The 17,625-nt window shown below is 45.9% G+C and carries 16 protein-coding genes; 7 read left to right on the top strand and 9 right to left on the bottom strand.

The genetic code is table 11. The features are described from left to right. The first annotated feature begins 4 nt into the window (after positions 1-4). Both F894_RS14205 and F894_RS14200 read left to right on the top strand, forming a co-directional pair. Positions 5-664, top strand: a complete 660-nt coding sequence (locus F894_RS14205) for a riboflavin synthase (RefSeq protein ID WP_004644909.1) — start codon at positions 5-7, stop codon at positions 662-664. Between the two features lie 109 nt (positions 665-773). Continuing rightward, entirely contained in the window at positions 774-1,319 is a 546-nt protein-coding gene (locus tag F894_RS14200; RefSeq protein WP_005248429.1) for a VTT domain-containing protein, read from the top strand. Positions 1,320-1,380: 61 nt separating this feature from the next. On the opposite strand, the gene F894_RS14195 is transcribed toward F894_RS14200, so the two are convergent. The 3 genes from F894_RS14195 to F894_RS14185 are packed head-to-tail and all read right to left on the bottom strand — an operon-like array spanning position 1,381 to position 3,885. Next, a complete protein-coding gene (locus tag F894_RS14195; protein WP_004281050.1) occupies positions 1,381-2,010 on the bottom strand; it encodes a cell division protein BlhA in 630 nt (209 codons plus the stop codon). A gap of 26 nt (positions 2,011-2,036) precedes the next feature. Further along, a complete protein-coding gene (locus F894_RS14190; RefSeq protein WP_004281051.1) occupies positions 2,037-2,444 on the bottom strand; it encodes a DNA polymerase III subunit chi in 408 nt (135 codons plus the stop codon). Continuing rightward, positions 2,437-3,885, bottom strand: coding sequence for a leucyl aminopeptidase (locus F894_RS14185; RefSeq protein ID WP_004281052.1), 1,449 nt, complete (start codon positions 3,883-3,885; stop codon positions 2,437-2,439). The genes F894_RS14190 and F894_RS14185 overlap by 8 nt, the downstream gene beginning before the upstream one ends. A gap of 156 nt (positions 3,886-4,041) precedes the next feature. On the opposite strand from F894_RS14185, the gene lptF reads away from it, so the two are divergent. From lptF to F894_RS14165, 4 genes are all read left to right on the top strand, one after another. Further along, the gene (gene lptF, locus F894_RS14180; RefSeq protein ID WP_004281053.1) at positions 4,042-5,142 is read left to right on the top strand and encodes an LPS export ABC transporter permease LptF; all 1,101 of its coding nucleotides are present in this window, start codon (positions 4,042-4,044) and stop codon (positions 5,140-5,142) included. A gap of 2 nt (positions 5,143-5,144) precedes the next feature. Next, the gene (gene lptG / locus F894_RS14175) at positions 5,145-6,215 is read left to right on the top strand and encodes an LPS export ABC transporter permease LptG (protein ID WP_004281054.1); all 1,071 of its coding nucleotides are present in this window, start codon (positions 5,145-5,147) and stop codon (positions 6,213-6,215) included. Between the two features lie 124 nt (positions 6,216-6,339). Then, positions 6,340-7,887 carry a 2,3-bisphosphoglycerate-independent phosphoglycerate mutase gene (gene gpmI / locus F894_RS14170; RefSeq protein ID WP_005248428.1) on the top strand — a complete coding sequence of 516 codons (1,548 nt, stop codon included), beginning with the start codon at positions 6,340-6,342 and terminating at the stop codon, positions 7,885-7,887. 30 nt (positions 7,888-7,917) lie between these two features. Further along, positions 7,918-9,090, top strand: a complete 1,173-nt coding sequence (locus F894_RS14165) for a S41 family peptidase (RefSeq protein WP_005248427.1) — start codon at positions 7,918-7,920, stop codon at positions 9,088-9,090. On the opposite strand, the gene F894_RS14160 is transcribed toward F894_RS14165, so the two are convergent. From F894_RS14160 to F894_RS14150, 3 genes are read right to left on the bottom strand one after another with little or no spacing between them, the layout of a single operon-like run. Then, entirely contained in the window at positions 9,091-10,515 is a 1,425-nt protein-coding gene (locus F894_RS14160) for a sigma-54-dependent transcriptional regulator (protein WP_005248426.1), read from the bottom strand. It abuts the gene before it with no gap. A 14-nt stretch (positions 10,516-10,529) separates the two neighbouring features. After that, positions 10,530-12,095, bottom strand: a complete 1,566-nt coding sequence (locus F894_RS14155) for a sensor histidine kinase (RefSeq protein WP_005248425.1) — start codon at positions 12,093-12,095, stop codon at positions 10,530-10,532. A 22-nt stretch (positions 12,096-12,117) separates the two neighbouring features. Further along, positions 12,118-12,753, bottom strand: a complete 636-nt coding sequence (locus F894_RS14150; protein WP_004281059.1) for a response regulator transcription factor GacA — start codon at positions 12,751-12,753, stop codon at positions 12,118-12,120. Between the two features lie 219 nt (positions 12,754-12,972). Between F894_RS14150 and F894_RS14145 the strand changes: the two genes are divergently transcribed. Next, positions 12,973-14,034 (top strand): serine hydrolase, encoded by a 1,062-nt coding sequence (locus F894_RS14145; RefSeq protein ID WP_005248424.1) that lies wholly within the window; start codon positions 12,973-12,975, stop codon positions 14,032-14,034. A gap of 56 nt (positions 14,035-14,090) precedes the next feature. On the opposite strand, the gene thrC is transcribed toward F894_RS14145, so the two are convergent. From thrC to F894_RS14130, 3 genes are all read right to left on the bottom strand, one after another. Beyond that, positions 14,091-15,230: a threonine synthase gene (gene thrC / locus F894_RS14140; RefSeq protein WP_005248423.1), complete on the bottom strand. Its 1,140-nt coding sequence runs from the start codon at positions 15,228-15,230 to the stop codon at positions 14,091-14,093. Positions 15,231-15,286: 56 nt separating this feature from the next. After that, positions 15,287-16,594 carry a homoserine dehydrogenase gene (locus tag F894_RS14135; protein ID WP_034438395.1) on the bottom strand — a complete coding sequence of 436 codons (1,308 nt, stop codon included), beginning with the start codon at positions 16,592-16,594 and terminating at the stop codon, positions 15,287-15,289. 126 nt (positions 16,595-16,720) lie between these two features. After that, the gene (locus F894_RS14130) at positions 16,721-17,530 is read right to left on the bottom strand and encodes a DsbC family protein (RefSeq protein ID WP_005248422.1); all 810 of its coding nucleotides are present in this window, start codon (positions 17,528-17,530) and stop codon (positions 16,721-16,723) included. Positions 17,531-17,625 lie beyond the last annotated feature (95 nt).

Genomic DNA, 17,625 nt, shown 5'->3' with positions numbered 1-17,625 from the left:
AAAAATGTTTACAGGTATTATCGAAAGCCTCGGCAAAGTCGAAAGTCTGCAAAGCGTTGGTGGTGATGTACGTTTACGCATCCAGACCGATCTGGACATGTCTGATGTACATCTGGGTGATTCTATCGCGACCAATGGTATCTGCCTGACCGTGATCGACTGGGGCGAGAACTGGTATGCGGCTGATGTTTCCCGTGAAAGTCTGAACCGGACCACGCTCGGCACCTGGAAAGCCGGTCAACCTGTCAATGTTGAAAAAGCCATGTTGCCGACTACGCGTTTTGGCGGTCATATTGTGTCAGGTCATGTCGATGCAGTCGGCGAGATCACCCTGGTACGTGAAGATGCACGTTCAATTTATTATGAAGTGACTGCACCTGCTGAAATTGCCAAATATCTCGCAGAAAAAGGCTCGGTCACAGTCGACGGCATCAGTCTAACGATTAATCATTTGCGTGGTAGCGTGATTAGTCTGAACCTGATTCCACATACTGCTGAACGTACCAATATCGGTACCTGGAAAGTCGGTAGCAAGGTCAATCTGGAAGTGGATGTATTGGCACGTTATATCGAGCGTTTATTGCTCGGTGATAAAGCCGCCCAAACCACTGAACAATCAAAAATCAGTATGGATTTTCTGGCTGAAAATGGTTTCTTAAAATAAGAGAAATGTTGATTTACTGAACAGTCTGATTGAAAAATTAGACTGTTTTTTTATTTTTCGGGATAATCAGCAGTTCAACTTGCAAATATTGCCTTGGTGGACGGGTCGAATGCTCGATTTTTTACTTAACTTGGAACAGTCATTGCCGCTATTGCTCGATCAATATGGGGTATGGATTTATGCAATCCTGTTTCTGGTGATTTTTGCAGAAACCGGTTCAGTGTTTTTCTTTTTCCTGCCCGGCGACAGTCTATTGCTGGCTGTGGGAGCTTTATGTGCCAGCAGCGATCTGGTGACCCTGCATTCGATGGGGCTGTTGTTATTCACTGCTTCGGTGCTGGGCTATAGCGTGAATTATTACACCGGAAAAGTTCTTGGCTTAAAATATTTCAATCAACATTCACGCTATTTTAAGCCGGAATATATGGTGAAAACCAACCACTATTTTATGAAACATGGCGGTAAAACTATTTTAATCGCACGTTTTATTCCCTTTGTCCGCTCATTTGGCCCTTTTGCTGCCGGTTCAGCGCATATGAGCTTTGCCACATTCAGCTTTTATAATATTGCGGGTGGCATCCTCTGGATTGGCACTTTATTAAGCATTGGCTATCTGCTCGGAAATGCTGCCTTTATGCTGGCAGATTTTTTTTAAGATGCGACATAGAAGATAAAAAAGCCCGAATTTTCGGGCTTTTTTAATGTGAAAGGATCATTTAAATATTGCGTGGCTGATCAGAAAATTCAGAATTTTTCAGCATATACTCGATTTCTTCTTTGGCTGCCGCACGCATTTTTTCACGAAGTGCATTCACGGTCTGTTCAATCACGGTTTCTGCCTCAAGTTCCAGACGTAAACGCACACTTTCTAATTCGGATAAAATGGACTGGTCCTCAATCTGGATGCGACCTTTGGCAAAATCAAAAGTCGTCTCAGGATTTTTTGCATAACGTGCGACATAGTGCTGCACTTCAGCCTCTAGATGCGTATTTATTTCAGCAAGCACCTGACTCTGTTCGCTAAATTTACGCTGTTCCTCATGACGTAGCTGTTCTTGATAGGCCTGTTCTTCAGCACGTTTCTCGGCCAAGGCTTTTTCAAGCGCGAGCTGTTTGCGAATACGGGCTTCTTCAATTAATTCGGCCTTGCGCTGTGCATAGGCAGCTTCAATCTTGCGTTCAGATTCTTGCTGTAAGCGCTGGTCGCGACTCTGCCATTCTTCCAAAGACGTTTCTGGTTTTAAAATATCGCAGATCCGAGAGAGGTCATCGATAAAGGTCTGACGTACAGCTTCCGGCACATTTAACCAGCGCTGTTTAAAATCGGGACCTACATTTAATGCCACGTGCCTCTCCTTGTGGATGATATCGGTTAAAGCTTATGGGTGTCCGGTTCAATACCTAAACGACGATATTGCTTGAATTTTTCACGACCCAGCTGTTTAGCCGTTTCATGGTTTTCAATGATCTCAATAATGTGACTAAATTTTGTGTAAGGTTCAAGTGCTTCCGGATTAAAATTGAAAATAATCCAGTCGGACTGTTCCGGCAGTGTTGCCGAAATACAGACCGTCGCCTGAGGCTGGTCAATACCATGCGGAATAAAACTCGCGGGATCAAAACTCCACAGGCGTTCATCCAGCTGCTGTTGCAAATCTGTATCGGCACACAATAACCAGATTCGCGCCGGCTGGCGCAGAATCTTACGGCATAAACGACAAGTGCTGTCCACTTGTCGTTCAGGGCTTTTTTCAAATAAATAAAAGCTGACTTTAGCCATTGCTTTGAACGCGACTCGTCAGGAATTGCATCAATAATGGAACTGGACGGCCGGTTGCACCTTTATTGGTACCTGAGTTCCATGCCGTACCTGCAACATCCAGATGTGCCCAGCGATATTCACGGGTAAAACGTTGCAGGAAGCAGGCTGCAGTCACAGAACCAGCTTTTGGACCACCGATATTGCCAATGTCGGCAAATGGTGAATCCAGTTGTTCCTGATAGTCTTCCAGTACCGGCATACGCCATACCCGGTCAAAGGAATGCTGGCCGGCAGCTTCTAGTTCTGCTGCCAGTTTATCATCTGGCGTGAACAGACCCGTTAGTACTGAACCCAAAGCGACCACACAGGCACCGGTTAAGGTCGCAATATCAATCACCAAAGCAGGATTAAAACGTTTTACATAGGTCAAGGTATCACATAGGACCAAACGACCTTCGGCATCGGTATTCAGGATTTCAACCGTCTGACCGCTCATGGTCGTTACGATATCACCAGGACGGGTGGCTTTACCTGAAGGCATGTTTTCTGCTGCAGCGATGGTTCCCACCACATGTAGAGGTAAGCGGGCTTCGCACAATGCACGCATTGTACCGAGTACAGAAGCTGCACCGCACATGTCGTATTTCATCTCGTCCATGCCTGCGCCTGGTTTAAGGGAAATACCGCCGGTATCAAACGTAATGCCTTTACCCACCAAGACTACCGGTGCTTCGCTACGCTCTGACTGATATTCCATGCTGATAATCCGACCAGGACGCTCTGAACCTTTACTTACCGCAAGGAAGGCGCCCATGCCTAAATCTGCCATTTGCTGTTCATCCAGCACTGTGACTTTAAGTAGGTCTGGATATTCAGCCGCCAAAGCCACCGCCTGTTCTGCAAGATATTCAGGGAAACAGATATTGCCCGGACGGTTGCCCAGGTCACGTGCCAGATTTTGTCCGCTTTGCACTGCTTGTACCAGTTGCAACTGTTCGGTAGTTAAGACGCTATGAGTGGCAATCAGGTCGATCTGCTCGAGCACAAATTCATTCTTCTTGGATTTATATTCATCATAACCATAGCTGGCCTGAGTCAGGAAGAGCGCAAACAGATAATGGAATTCTTGTGGAAGTTGTGTCAGATCTACAGAAATCTGTTTGAATTTTTTTTGAGTGACTTGAATAATAGTTTGCGCGATTTTTGCAAGTTTTGCCGGTTGCAGTTCAGCGACCTTGCCTAAACCAATTAGTGCTGCATGGCTGGACTGGCTCACCTGACCAATCAGGCTCAGGCTTTCCGCCAACGCTGCCTTGAATTGAGAGGCTTCAATTAATGTGTCTAAATTATTGATTTGATAGGTTGCGGTTGTATTCTGAAGTTGTTCTGAGTCAACTAAAATCAACAAAGATTGACTTGATCCATTCTCTGGGAATGACGTATTAATTGTAAGTTTCATATTCTGTTTTCACGCCTGTCTAGATGGGTAAATCATTCAGTCATTGAAACATTTATCCGAATAGATTTTCAATGGGCAGGGCGGCCTAGGTTTTATATTTTTGCTATTCGGGTAAACTAGCACTCGTTTTATGGACCTTATTTTGGAAGAATTAATTTGATTATTCGGCGTTATCTGGTCAAGCAAGTTGTCTCGACATCCTTGGTGGTGATTGCCTTATTGACCTTGATCATGATGGGCGGTCGACTGATCAAGTATTTTGGTGTCGCGGCGCAAGGCCGTCTGGATGCAGGCATTTTATTTAGCATTATTGGCTACCGTTTGCCTGAATTCTTGACCCTGATTCTTCCGCTCGGTTTCTTTATTGGACTGATGCTGGTGTTTGGCCGTTTATATGTCGACCATGAAATGGCCGTGATGAATGGCAGTGGCGTCAGTCGGCATCAATTGGCGCGTCTACTGGTGCCGATGACCCTGGTGTTTTTGATTGCTCAGGCCGGATTGATGCTGTGGGCTGCGCCGTGGGGCATTCGCCAGTTTGAAGCCCTGACCACCAGTCAGGCGGTACGTACCGGCTTTGACCTGGTGCGACCGAAAGAATTTATCTCCTCTGGGCCCTATACCATTTATGCCGGTGACCTGTCAGAAGACCGTAAAAATTTAAAAGATATTTTCTTTTATCAGCGTGCGGAAAAAGAAGGCAAACCGGATGTGATGATTCTGGCGCAGGAAGCCACCCGAATTGAAGTACCGAATGATGCTGCCAATGTGGTCGATCTGGTTAATGGACGCCGTTATGAGATCTATCCGGGTACACCGCAATATACTCAAGCTGAATTTGAAAGCTATCGTCTGCGCTTAGAAAGCGATGAAGAAGCGCAATTTGCCAGTACTGAAGTTGAGGCCTTACCGACCTCGCAATTGTGGCAGAACCGTCAGGATCCTGTGGTGGCCAGTGAGTTGGGCTGGCGGGTGTTTGTTCCTTTTGCGATTCTGATTGCCCTGATTCTGGCTGTGGCCTTGTCTGAAGTGAGTCCACGACAGGGTCGATATCTCAAGTTATTTCCTGCCCTCATGATTTTTGCCAGTCTGATTGTGGCCCTGATGGCAGTGAAGACGCGGATCAGTAAAGAAGAAATGGGCATTTGGGCCTATCCATTGATTCTGATTGCCTATGCAATTGCGGGTGCCTTGTTCTCGCGTAAACAGAAATTAGGCCCGAAAATCAAGAAACAGATTCAGCGAGTGAGGTCTTAACAATGTTGGCACGTCGTATAGTTGCAAAACATGTGACCCAAACCACTGCGCTGGCGATGCTGGGTGCAACCGCGGTATTGGCGGGTTTACAGGTATTATTTACTTATCTGGGTGAGCTTGGTTCGCTCAAAGATGGTTATGGTGCCTGGGATGCCTTGAAATATGTGCTTTGGGGCGCACCAAATTATTTATATGAAATCCTGCCGATTTCTGCACTGATTGGTGCAGTTTTAGGTCTTGGTACATTAGCCTCGAATAGTGAGCTGATTGTGATGCGTTCGGTCGGCGTGAGCTTATGGCGTATTGTCGGGTGGGTGATCCGTTCAGCACTGTTGTTGGTGGTGTTGTCATTTGCCCTGAGCGAGTGGGTCATTCCTTATACCAATGAACAGGCCAAAAGCGTAAAAAGTGCCAGTAAAGCCGCTCAGCTCGGTGAAGTTCGTGGTTACTGGACTCGGGAAGGGCAGCGCTTTATTTATATCGATTATGCTAACTCGCAAGGTCAGTTGAAAAATGTGCAGATGCTGGACTTTGACCAGAACTATCGTTTGCGCGGTACCTTGCAGGCAGATCAGGGCCAATTTGTTAAAGATGGTTCCTGGACGCTGGACAACACAGAGCAGTTCGATATTCTCCAAAATGGTAATGCCACACTGGTTAAGCAGCAACAGCAACCTTTAGCGCTAGCATTACAGCCTAAATATGTGCATATGGTGACGATTGATCCTGAAGATTTATCGCCGAGTCAACTGGTCAGTTTCATGAGCTATATGCATGAATACAGCCAGGTGCCTAAAACCTATCAGCTGGCCTTCTGGCAAAAACTCGGCTCGCCTTTTGCCCTGATTGCACTAGTAGTGATCGCCTGTTCATTTATCTTCGGGCCATTACGTCAGCAATCCATGGGTTTTCGTCTGGTGATAGCTTTATTTGCCGGACTGGGTTTCTTCTATCTGCAGGATTTCCTCGGCTATGCCAGCTTGATCTATGCACCGTCTCCGGCCTGGTTCGTGTTTATTCCGATTCTGATCATGTTCGGCATCGGCGGATACTTGCTGCATCGGGCACGTTAAGGTACAGGAAAATATAACAAATCAATCATCATGAGAGGCTTAAACCATATACGGGTCATGGCCTCTTTTTATAAACTTCGCTAAAATAGAGCGATTAATTCGTAGACGAACAGAGTATTTCATTATGACGGATGCAACTGCTGGCAAAATCCCTCACATTTTGGTGATTATGGATGGTGTGGGTCATCGCGAAGCGGTCGAAGACAATGCGTTTTTAGCAGCTAAACGACCAAATTTAACTGCGATACAGGACAAGCATCCGCATGGTTTGATCTCGGGTTCAGGTGAAGATGTCGGCCTGCCAGATGGCCAGATGGGTAACTCGGAAGTCGGACATATGAACCTCGGCGCAGGTCGTGTGCTGTATCAGGACTTTACCCGGATTACCAAAGACATTCGTACGGGCGACTTCTTTGAACATGAAGTTCTGGTCGATGCAGTTGAGAAAGCCAAAGCTGCAGGTGGGGCAGTACATTTGCTTGGCCTTTTGTCTGAAGGTGGTGTGCACTCCCATGAAGATCATATTGTGGCGATGGCAGAGCTAGCGCTAAAACGCGGTGCGCAAGTCTATTTACATGCATTCTTAGATGGTCGTGATACGCCGCCTAAAAGCGCACAACCTTCTTTAGAAAAACTCGATGCCTTATTCGCTCAATATCCAGGTCAAGGTCGTATTGCCACCATGATCGGCCGTTATTTTGCCATGGATCGTGACAACCGTTGGGATCGTGTTGAACAGGCCTATCGGTTGTTGACTGAAGGTGAAGCGGTTCGTACAGCTGCCAGCGCAGTTGAAGGTTTGGAACAGGCTTACGCAGCCGATGAGTCGGATGAGTTTGTTAAAGCGACCCGTATTGGCGATCTGGTGAAAATTCAGGATGGCGACAGCGTCGTATTCATGAACTTCCGTGCCGATCGTGCCCGTGAATTGACTCGCGCATTTGTAGAAAAAGACTTTGCAGGTTTTGAACGTAAAGTCGTGCCGAATTTGGCGAAGTTTGTCATGCTGACGCGTTATCAAGCCACGATTGATGCACCTGTAGCGTATATGCCTGAAGCGTTGAAAAACTCGATTGGTGAATACTTATCTGATTTGGGTAAAACACAGCTGCGCATTGCGGAAACAGAAAAGTATGCGCATGTGACTTTCTTCTTCAGCGGCGGCCGTGAAGATGAATACCCAGGTGAAAAACGTATCCTGATTCCATCGCCAAACGTAGCCACTTATGACCTTAAACCGGAAATGAGTGCTTATGAAGTGACTGATGAGCTGGTGGCTGCGATCAATTCAGGTGAATTTGACCTGCTGGTGGTGAACTTTGCCAATGGTGATATGGTCGGTCATACGGGTGTATTCGATGCTGCGGTGAAAGCTGTTGAAGCGGTTGATACCTGTTTGGGCCGGGTTTATGAAGCGGTAATGGCGCAAAAAGGTCATATGATTGTGACTGCCGATCATGGTAACGTAGAGCAGATGCAGGACTATCACAGTGGTCAGGTACATACTCAGCATACCACTGAATTGGTTCCGTTTATTTATGTCGGCCCAACTCAGGCCACGATCGCAGAAGGCGGTGTATTGGCAGATGTCGCACCGACTTTATTAAGTCTGATGCAAGTTCCGGTACCTGCTGAAATGCAAGGTCGTAACCTGATTCAGCTTGATGCATAATTTTCGATAAAATTCTAAAAAGGTCAAAGAATGGCAAGAACACGCTGGAAGTCTGTTGTAATACCATGCTTACTGATGTGTTTGAGTCATTCAGCTTGGGGTGCGGGTTCAAATGAGCCGGCATTCGATGATATGGAAATGGATGGGCAGGTCTATTCCGAAATTCCTGTGGCATCCATTCAAGAATTCGTACAAATTTATGGCATCGTAAAAGATAATTATATTCAAGATAAAAATGACGATGCCTTGTTTCAACAGGCCATTCAGGGTCTGGTCAGTGGCTTAGATCGCTATTCCCGTTATTTGTCGCCTGAAGATTATAAGCAACTGCGTGAATATACCGAAGGTGATCTGGCCAGCATTGATTTTGATCTGCAATTTGACCCGCGGTTGAAGCAATGGGTAGTTCAGGGACTGAGTTCCGATGCTGATTCAGCCAAGCAGGGACTTCGAAATGGCGTCACGGTTTATAAAATTGACGATCAGGTCTTAAGTAGCCTGAATCAGGAACAAGTCCGGCAGTTATTGAGTGGAGCAGTTGGCTCTACGCTCATGATCCAGCTTTCCCCGCAAAGTCCGGCCGTTCGTCTGGTCCGCAATACCAAGCTGGATACCGAAATTAAATCGAGCTTGCACAATAACCAGGTGCTGGTTTTACAGGTCAAGGTTTTTCAGCAAGATACTGCCAATGAAATCAAACGTCTGATTGAAAGTTATTCGGATAAACGCTTAAAAGCCGTATTATTTGATCTGCGCAATAACCCGGGAGGCTTATTGTCTGCAGCAGTAGAATCTGCCGATTTATTTTTGAATCAGGGTGTGATTGTCTCGACTAAAAGTCGTGCTGAAGGCAATCAGCAATTTCAGGCCTTACCGAGTTTTGAGTTCCAGAATCTGAAAGTTGGGGTGCTGATTAACAACCGCTCGGCTTCTGCAGCAGAAGTGTTTACTGCAGCCCTGAAAGAACATAACCGTGCTTGGGTCGTAGGCGAAAAAAGCTATGGCAAAGGCGTAGTACAGAAACTCTTTCCTTTAAGCAATGGTTCAGCCTTACAGATGACCGTATCGCAATACTTTAGCCCGAGTGGCCAGATGATTGAAGGGCGGGGCGTGCAGCCGCATTTCAACTATCCGTTTAAGCAGGAAATGCGTGAGGAGAGCTATCTGGAACATGTCACAGACTTGCTGCTCCTGCAAAAATAATTATTCGTCTTCTTCGGTATCCAGGCCGAACTTTTTCAAGCGATAGCGCAGGGAACGGAACGACATGCCGAGTTTTTTTGCGGCCAGTGTCCGGTTCCAATGGGTCAGATTCAGCGCATTCAGTAAAATTTCTTTTTCGACCTTTTCCAAATACAGCTCTAGACCCTCTTCAGGCAACTTTTTAGGTGCAATCAGGGTTTCGGTGGCAATGATCTCGCTCGTGAGCGTATTCATCTCCTGAGGGCTGTTTAGCGCCTGACGTAGCGGTGCGCTCTGCAAATGCTGAAGATCAATCCGCTCTTCATCACTTAAAGTAATCGCGCGTTCCATAATATTACGTAATTCACGCACATTACCTGAGTAATATTGTCCCAATAAGAACTCTTTGCTGCGTTCGGTCAGTTTTTTATTGGGAATGCCCCATTCCTGGCAAATCTTCTGAATAAAGTGTTCAGCCAATAACAGAATATCCTGGCCTCGTTCACGTAATGGCGGTAAAGTCAGATCCATTACATGAATACGGAAATATAAATCCTGACGGAATTTGCCTTGTTGCACCAAGGCTTCCAGATCCTGATGCGTGGCACTGATCACACGGAAATCCACATCAATTTCGGTATCCGAACCGAGTGGACGAATACGTTTTTCCTGTACGGCACGTAACAATTTGACCTGCATAGAAAGCGGTAATTCTGCAATTTCATCCAGAAACAGACTGCCACCATGGGCAGATTGAATCAGTCCCTGTTTGTCCTGAGCAGCGCCGGTAAAGCTGCCTTTCTTATGCCCAAACAGTTCGCTTTCCATCAACTCAGTCGGAATGGCACCACAGTTAATCGCAATAAAAGGACCTTCATTGCGGTTACTCAGGCGATGGACCAGATTGGCCACGACTTCCTTACCTGTGCCTGATTCACCAGTGATAAAAACCGGGGCTTGGGATCGGGCAATTTTTTGTAAGGTAATACGTAGTTGCTGGATCGGCAGGGATTGTCCAATCAGCATTTTATGTTCAAGCGCTTCATTTGGATTATTATGCGAATAATCCACCGGTTTATTCAGGGCTTTTTGTAAGAGTTGTTCCAGATGTTTCTGATTGATCGGTTTGCTGACAAAATCAAAGGCCCCGGCTTTGAGCGCAGCAATAGCGATTTCCATGTTGCCATAGGCGGTCAGAACTGCGACCGGAAGTGCCGGATAGAGGCTGCCAATCCAGTCCAGTAACTCCAAACCATTGCCATCGGGCAGGTTTAGGTCAGTCAGACAGGCATCATATTGATGATTGGCAAGGCATTTTTTAGCATCTTCCAAACGGTGGGCAATGTGCGTACGAATTCCCATGCGCAGCAATGACATTTGCATGAGGGTACACAAATCTTCCTCATCATCCACCAAAAGCACCAGTGGTTGTTGTTCCCCATTCATCTTCCTTGACCCCTTTAAAGCGTAATACGTTGACAGCTGATGCGAAAGCATGCGCCCTGTTCTTGTTGTATATAGTTTAATTGTGCCTGATTTGCTTCGCAAAAACTATGTGATAAATACAATCCTAATCCGGTACCACTAATCGATGTGCTAAAAAAGGGTTTGAACAATAGAGCTTGATCATGTACGGCTACGCCAGAGCCAAAATCCCGTACATCAATCCAGACCCGATGTTCATAGGGATGCACATTCAGCTGAATATAGGCTGCATCTGCTGAATTGTGACGAATGGCATTACGAATCAGATTAATGAGGATTTGCCGGAATTGTGCTTCATCAAACTGAATTACCAAAGGGATATCAATATTAAATTGAATCTGATCATGAATATCGGCCAGATCTTCTTGGATAAATAACGGGATAAAATCATTGAGATGAATCGGTATAGGATGGGTTTCTTTATTTTTGACCATATTCAGCGTGTCCTGAATAATCCGGTCAATCCGGGTCGCCTGTCGGCCAATCATCTGCTGGAGTAGCTGTTGCTGTTCAGTTTCCGAGTCCAGATATAAATCATTGGCTTGCACAATGGCAGCTAGGGGGTTGCGAATTTCATGGGCAATACTGGCCGAGAGTTGACCCAGTGCAGCAAGTTTAAGTTGCTGCACCTGCTGATTCAGTTTTTTGGCATCCTGTAACACCAGTAGCATTAGAGTCTGATGCGGCACAATCAGCTTTTGTACTTGCACATGAATATTATAGCGACTTTGTTGGGATTCAAACTGAAAGCGCTCACCATTTTCTAGCGTTTCAAAATGGACCAGTTCAAATAAATCTGGCTGTGATTGAGATAAAGTAAATTTCTCATGGCCGTATTTGGACTCAATTCCAAGAAGATTACAGGCGGCAGGATTACTGAGTACCACATGATAGTTTTCATCCAGAACCAGATAACCGGTTTCAATCTGTTCCAGAATATAGCGGTTAATATTCTGTAAGCGATGCAGTTCCAGCGATTGAGAAAAATTCAAATTTTCCAGAATCTGAAAACGGCGCACGGCAATTTGTCCAGTGCCATAAACCACAAAAAACAAAAAGGCCAGCAGGGCGCTATTACTGATATTGCTGAGTGAAGAAAACGCAAAAATACTGCCGATAAAATGCTGATAAATAACGCTGATGACCGCAATAAGGGTGACAACTAAGGCCTTTTTTGCATCTAATAATAAAGATGCAGAAAAGATGGTAATCACAAACAGCAGCCCGATTTGCAGATTAGGACCATCACTGGCCAAAGTCAGCAAACTTAGAACGCAGACATCGCTAAAGAAAATCATGATCAGCTGCGGCTGGATCAGTCGTCTGATCCATTTCAGCGCAAACAGCTGTACGGTATTGATCGCAACCCCGATTCCTAGCGCATAATAATACAGCTGCGGATATTGATAATCGGTGGTGAGTTCGGGGTAGGTCAGCAGAAAAATCAGCAGTAGGCCGGTGCTGATCAGCAAGCGATAAGCGCTATACCAGATACCGAGATGATATTGATTGAGCGCAGAATAACTGGATTTTTGTGCCATATGCACCGGAACTCGTTAAAAGCTAAGGTTTAATGAGTCCATAGCGCATGGCCAGATGAGTCAGTTTGACATCGCTATCGATATTCAGTTTTTCAAAAATACGGTAACGATAAGTATTCACGGTTTTAACACTCACAAAGAGCTTGTCGGCAATTTCCTGGGCGCTGATACAATTCACCACCATCATCGCAACTTGCATTTCACGTTCTGACAATGCATCAAAAGGGGATTGTTGTGTATCAGAAAGGTAAGAGCTGGCTAACTGTTCCGCAATGTCGGCACTAAAATATTTACCGCCTTGCATGACTTTGTTAATCGCACGGACCATTTCCGAAATCGGGGCCCCTTTGGTGATATAACCTTTGGCACCGGCTTTCAATAACAGGGACGGATAAGGCTCTTCTGCTAAACCGCTAACCGCCAAAACTTTGGTTTCCGGCGCACTCTGAAGTAGACGGCGCGTGGTTTCTACGCCACCAATGCCCGGCATATTCACATCTAACAAAACTACATCAGGATGATGTTGACGAACTAGAGAGATCGCTTCTTCACCAGATTCAGCTTGTCCAATTACCTGAACCTCCGCATGGTCTTCTAGCATTCTGCAAATTCCAGTACGAACTAATTCATGGTCGTCCACAACTAAAACTGTGATCACCTACGCTCTCCCTCTGTTAAAAAAATCATTTTTTTGTTACATAAAGCAAAATAAGCTTGCAATGAAAGTACAAAATTAGCAATCCTATTCGCAAGATTAAATCTGAAACTTATCACACAGTGTCAAGAACAAAAAATGTTCGGCATTGTGTTTAAATGTAAGGCATATTAGAGGTAATACGCAAATCAATCTTACCTCTGTTAGTTGAGTGAAGGAATAGTGAAGAAAATAAACAAGTCTTTAAGGCATCTACTCGGCCTGTCCGTGTTAATCAGCATGAGCACGACAAGTTTTGCTGAAATCATTATGAATTCTGGCACGGCAGAGGGCGGTTCCAGCATTAGTTGGTCTTCTGAAGAAGTTAACCAGTTAATGAGCGATGATTTTAATGCATCTGCCAATGAGCCTTCGCCACCCGGGTCTGCCACAGTGACTACCACTTTGCGTCAGGCCGGCACAGCAGCGCCAACAGCAGCCAAACCTGCTTATACTGCGCCGCAGATTATTGATACCAATCATTTTAGTAATCAACCTTCTGTCAATGCACGGGCTGCACTGGTCATGGATGCACAAACCGGTGAAGTGCTGTTTAGCAAAAATACCAATACTGCCTATCCGATTGCATCGATTACTAAGCTGATGACAGCGGTGGTGATTTCTGATGCACGTCTAAACATGTCGGAAAAAATCACCCTGCAACAGGCTGATTTTTCCTGTTCAGGTTGTAAAAGCTCAAGCTCGACTTTAAGAGCAGGAGACAGCATGAACCGTGCTGAAGCTTTATTATTTGCTCTGATGAAGTCCGAGAACCCGGCTGCTGCTGCTTTGGCACGCACTTATCCGGGTGGTCGATCAGCATTTATTGCCAAAATGAATGCCAAAGCCAAAGAGCTGGGTATGAATTCTACCCGCTTTATGGAGTCGACAGGTTTGCATCCGGGCAACGTGGCATCAGCTCGTGACTTAGGGATTTTGGTGAATACTGCCTCTCAATACGGCCTGATTCGTCAGTTCTCGACCACGCCAAGCTATGACTTTAACTTGGGTTATCGTGTATTGAAATCTAATAATACCAATGCCTTGGTACGTAATGGCGGCTGGAATATCAATATTTCTAAAACCGGTTTTATTAATGAAGCAGGGCGCTGTGTGGTGATGCACACGACTCTGAATAACCGTCCGGTGGCGGTGGTACTTTTAGGCGCAAACAGCTCACAGGCGCGTACCAATGATGCGACCCGTTTAATGAGTTGGGTCAGCCAGCAACCTAAACGAATCTAATTGATTGGTTCATAAAAAACCCTGCAAGTGCAGGGTTTTTTTAATTCTGGCCGAAATTACATATTCGACAGAATAGAGTCTTTAACTTGAGTCATGGTCGCATCAATCGACAGCATCACGGCATCAGCACATTGCTTGATAGCAGTGTCTGGATCTTTCAGACCGTTACCCGTTACGGTACATACGATCACTGAACCTTCAGCAATTTTACCCGCTTTAATGTCACGGATCGCGCCGCCGACAGACGCAGCAGACGCAGGCTCTACGAATACACCTTCATACATAGAAAGCAGACGTTGAGCTTCAAGAATCTCCGCATCAGTCAGTTCATCAAACCAGCCGTTTGAATCACGAACAACCGCTTTAGCATGATTGAAGCTTTGCGGATTGCCGATACGAATCGCAGTTGCAACAGTTTCCGGGTTTTCTACTGGACCGCCACGAAGGAACGGTGCAGCACCAGAGGCTTGGTAACCTGCCATGATTGGCAAGCCAGCCGGTTTAGGACCAGTGAAAGCATCAGTTTCAGCATCGTAAACGACTTGCTCAAATTCTTCTTTCGACTGGTTAGCCACCGCTTCGGTATAACCCATCCAGTGTGCAGTGATGTTACCCGCGTTACCTACAGGCAGGCAGTGATAATCCGGTGCACGACCTAAAGCTTCAACAATTTCATAAGCAATGGTTTTTTGACCTTGCAGGCGGTACGGGTTGATTGAATTTACAATCGTCACCGGAGCCTGATCGGCAACTTCCTTAACTAGACGCATACCGTCATCGAAGTTACCGCGAATTTGCATGGTGATCGCACCATACATCATCGCTTGTGCCATTTTACCCATGGCAATTTTGCCTTCAGGGATGAGCACGAATGCTTTAATGCCGGCACGCGCAGCGTATGCAGCCGCTGCTGCAGAGGTGTTACCAGTAGATGCGCAGATGATGGCTTTAGAGCCTTCTTCAACGGCTTTCGTCACCGCCATAGTCATACCGCGGTCTTTAAATGAACCAGTCGGGTTTAAGCCCTCGTACTTCACATAAATTTCAACATCTTTACCAATAATGCGTGGAATATTCTCAAGCTTGATCAGTGGAGTATTACCTTCACCCAAAGAGATCGCACGAGTAGTTGCAGACACTGGTAAACGGTCGCGATAGCGGTCAACTAAACCAGTATAACGATTGGCATTCGACATGATGATGTTCCAATTGTGTGTAGAGCTTGGCAAGGGGAATCCTCCCCTCAACCCGATTAATTATCAAGCGATTCTAAACGAATTCGTACAATTTCGCCATGAATGACGGGTAATGCTTGAATTTGTGAAAGCGCTGCATCCATTTTTGATTCCTTGACTGGATCAGTCAGAATCACGATAGGAATAAGGTCTTTAGATAAACGCGGTTGCTGCATGATCGCATCAATACTGATGCCGGCACGACTGAGAATCGTGGTCACATCGGCAAGCACGCCCATCTGATCTTCGGCATTAATACGGATGTAATAGCCGGTGGTCATTTGTTCACGACTCAAGATCGGTAAATCACTGAGCGCTTCAAAAGCCAGTTGCGGAATGGTGCCTGCGCCGTCTTCTGTGTAAATAATGTCACGGACAATATCAACCACATCGGCAACAACCGCAGAAGCCGTTGGTCCCGCACCTGCGCCAGCACCATAGTACAGTGTTGGGCCGACCGCATTGGCTTGTACCAGAACCGCATTTTTCACACCATTCACATTGGCAATCAGCTGGTCATCTGGAATCAGGGTCGGGTGTACACGGAGTTCAATCCCGGCATCGGTACGGCGTGCAATGCCCAAGTGTTTAATCCGGAAACCGAGGTCTTCGGCATATTTCACGTCTTGTGCAGTGACTTTGCCAATGCCTTCAGTAAAAACTTTGTCAAACTGTAGTGGAATACCAAAGGCACATGAGGCCAGAATCGTCAGCTTGTGTGCAGCATCAATTCCTTCCACATCAAAGGTTGGATCAGCTTCGGCATAACCCAGTTCTTGAGCTTCTTTCAACACATCTTCAAAAGCGCGGCCTTTTTCACGCATTTCACTGAGAATGAAGTTACCCGTGCCGTTAATAATACCGGCCAGCCATTCAATCTTGTTGGCTGCCAGACCTTCACGAATCACTTTAATAATCGGAATGCCACCGGCCACTGCCGCTTCATAGGCAATCTGTACGGCATTGTCTTCAGCCGCTTTAAATAGCTCGTTGCCGTGTTCAGCCAAGAGTGCTTTGTTGGCCGTTACAATATGTTTGCCATGTTTCATGGCTTCCATAATAATTTCAAAAGCAGGATGAATTCCGCCCATGACTTCAACCACAACGTCTACATCAGGTTGACGTACGATGTCCATCAAGTCGGCACTTTGTTTAACCGATTCTGGCAGATCCAGATCAGGACGTGGACGACGGGTGCCTACATGGGTAATTTCAATTTCACGACCGGTGCGACGTTTGATCTCAGCAGCATTTTCTTTTAATAGTTTCAAGGCACCACCACCTACAGTACCAAGACCGAGGATTGCCAGACGAACTGGTTTCACGTCACACTCCAAATTAAACAGTTTTTTACAAGAGCCTAGATCATAGCTAAAAAACCCGCCTGACTCTAGGGTCATTTCAGAATATCTTTATCTATAAAATAAAGTTAAATAACTTATTAAAATGAGTTATTTAAGCCGATTCAATAATTCCGATGTAGACAGGTAACCGCCCAGATAAGTACCTGCTGAATTATAAATGGCAGGGGTACCATTCACACCCATATTTAGACCCATTTGATATTGATCTTGAACAGGATTTTCACACTTCTCTGCACTAATCTGTGCACCCGCAATCGCCTGGTTAAAGGCACTACGGCGGTCGGCACTGCACCAGATCGCTTCCATGGCTGGCATATGCTGTTCACCACGCGGCCAGGCGATATAACGCACTTCAATGCCTTTGGCATTCATCTCATCCATTTGCTCATGGAATTTATGGCAATACGGACAGCTGACATCGGTAAACACATAGACCACATGCTTGGCTTTGCCTTTAGCTGGATAGACCAGTAAGTCGGCTGGCTTGAGTTCAGCAAAGAGTTTATTGTTGATGCCTGCTTGCAGGTTCTCGCTGACATTGTGCAGCTGTTTATCGCCGAGACGGATCACATCGCCCTGAATCAGATATTTACCGTCACTGGTGACATAGACCGCAGACATGCCTTCCAGACTCACCCAGTACAGGTTCGGCACTTCAGTGGCTTTAATGTCGGTAATTTTGGCACTGATGCCAGCGGTTTTGAAATGCTTTTCCAACGTAGAAGCCAGACGCTGTTCTGCATTGCGTTCGGTCAGGGTAGAGGCTTCGCCCGTCGCAGGTGCGCTTGCAGTCAACTCTTGCTTTTTATCGTTGTTAGTGGAATTGGAACACGCAGTCAGACCCAAACCAGCAGCAAGTGTGCAAGCCATAAAAATTTTTGAGCGGGCAAATGTCATAAAAAACCCTTTTCTTCTTGGATTATAAACAGAGCATTAGCATAACAAAAAAAAATACCCACACGTCAAACTTCTCAGTTTATTGCGTCCGGATA

Origin of the sequence: Acinetobacter sp. CIP 51.11 (assembly GCF_000369665.1) — a bacterium.
GTDB lineage: Bacteria > Pseudomonadota > Gammaproteobacteria > Pseudomonadales > Moraxellaceae > Acinetobacter > Acinetobacter lwoffii_S.
The sequence above is the reverse complement of the archived record's forward strand: the minus strand, read 5'-3'. Positions and strand labels throughout refer to the sequence as shown.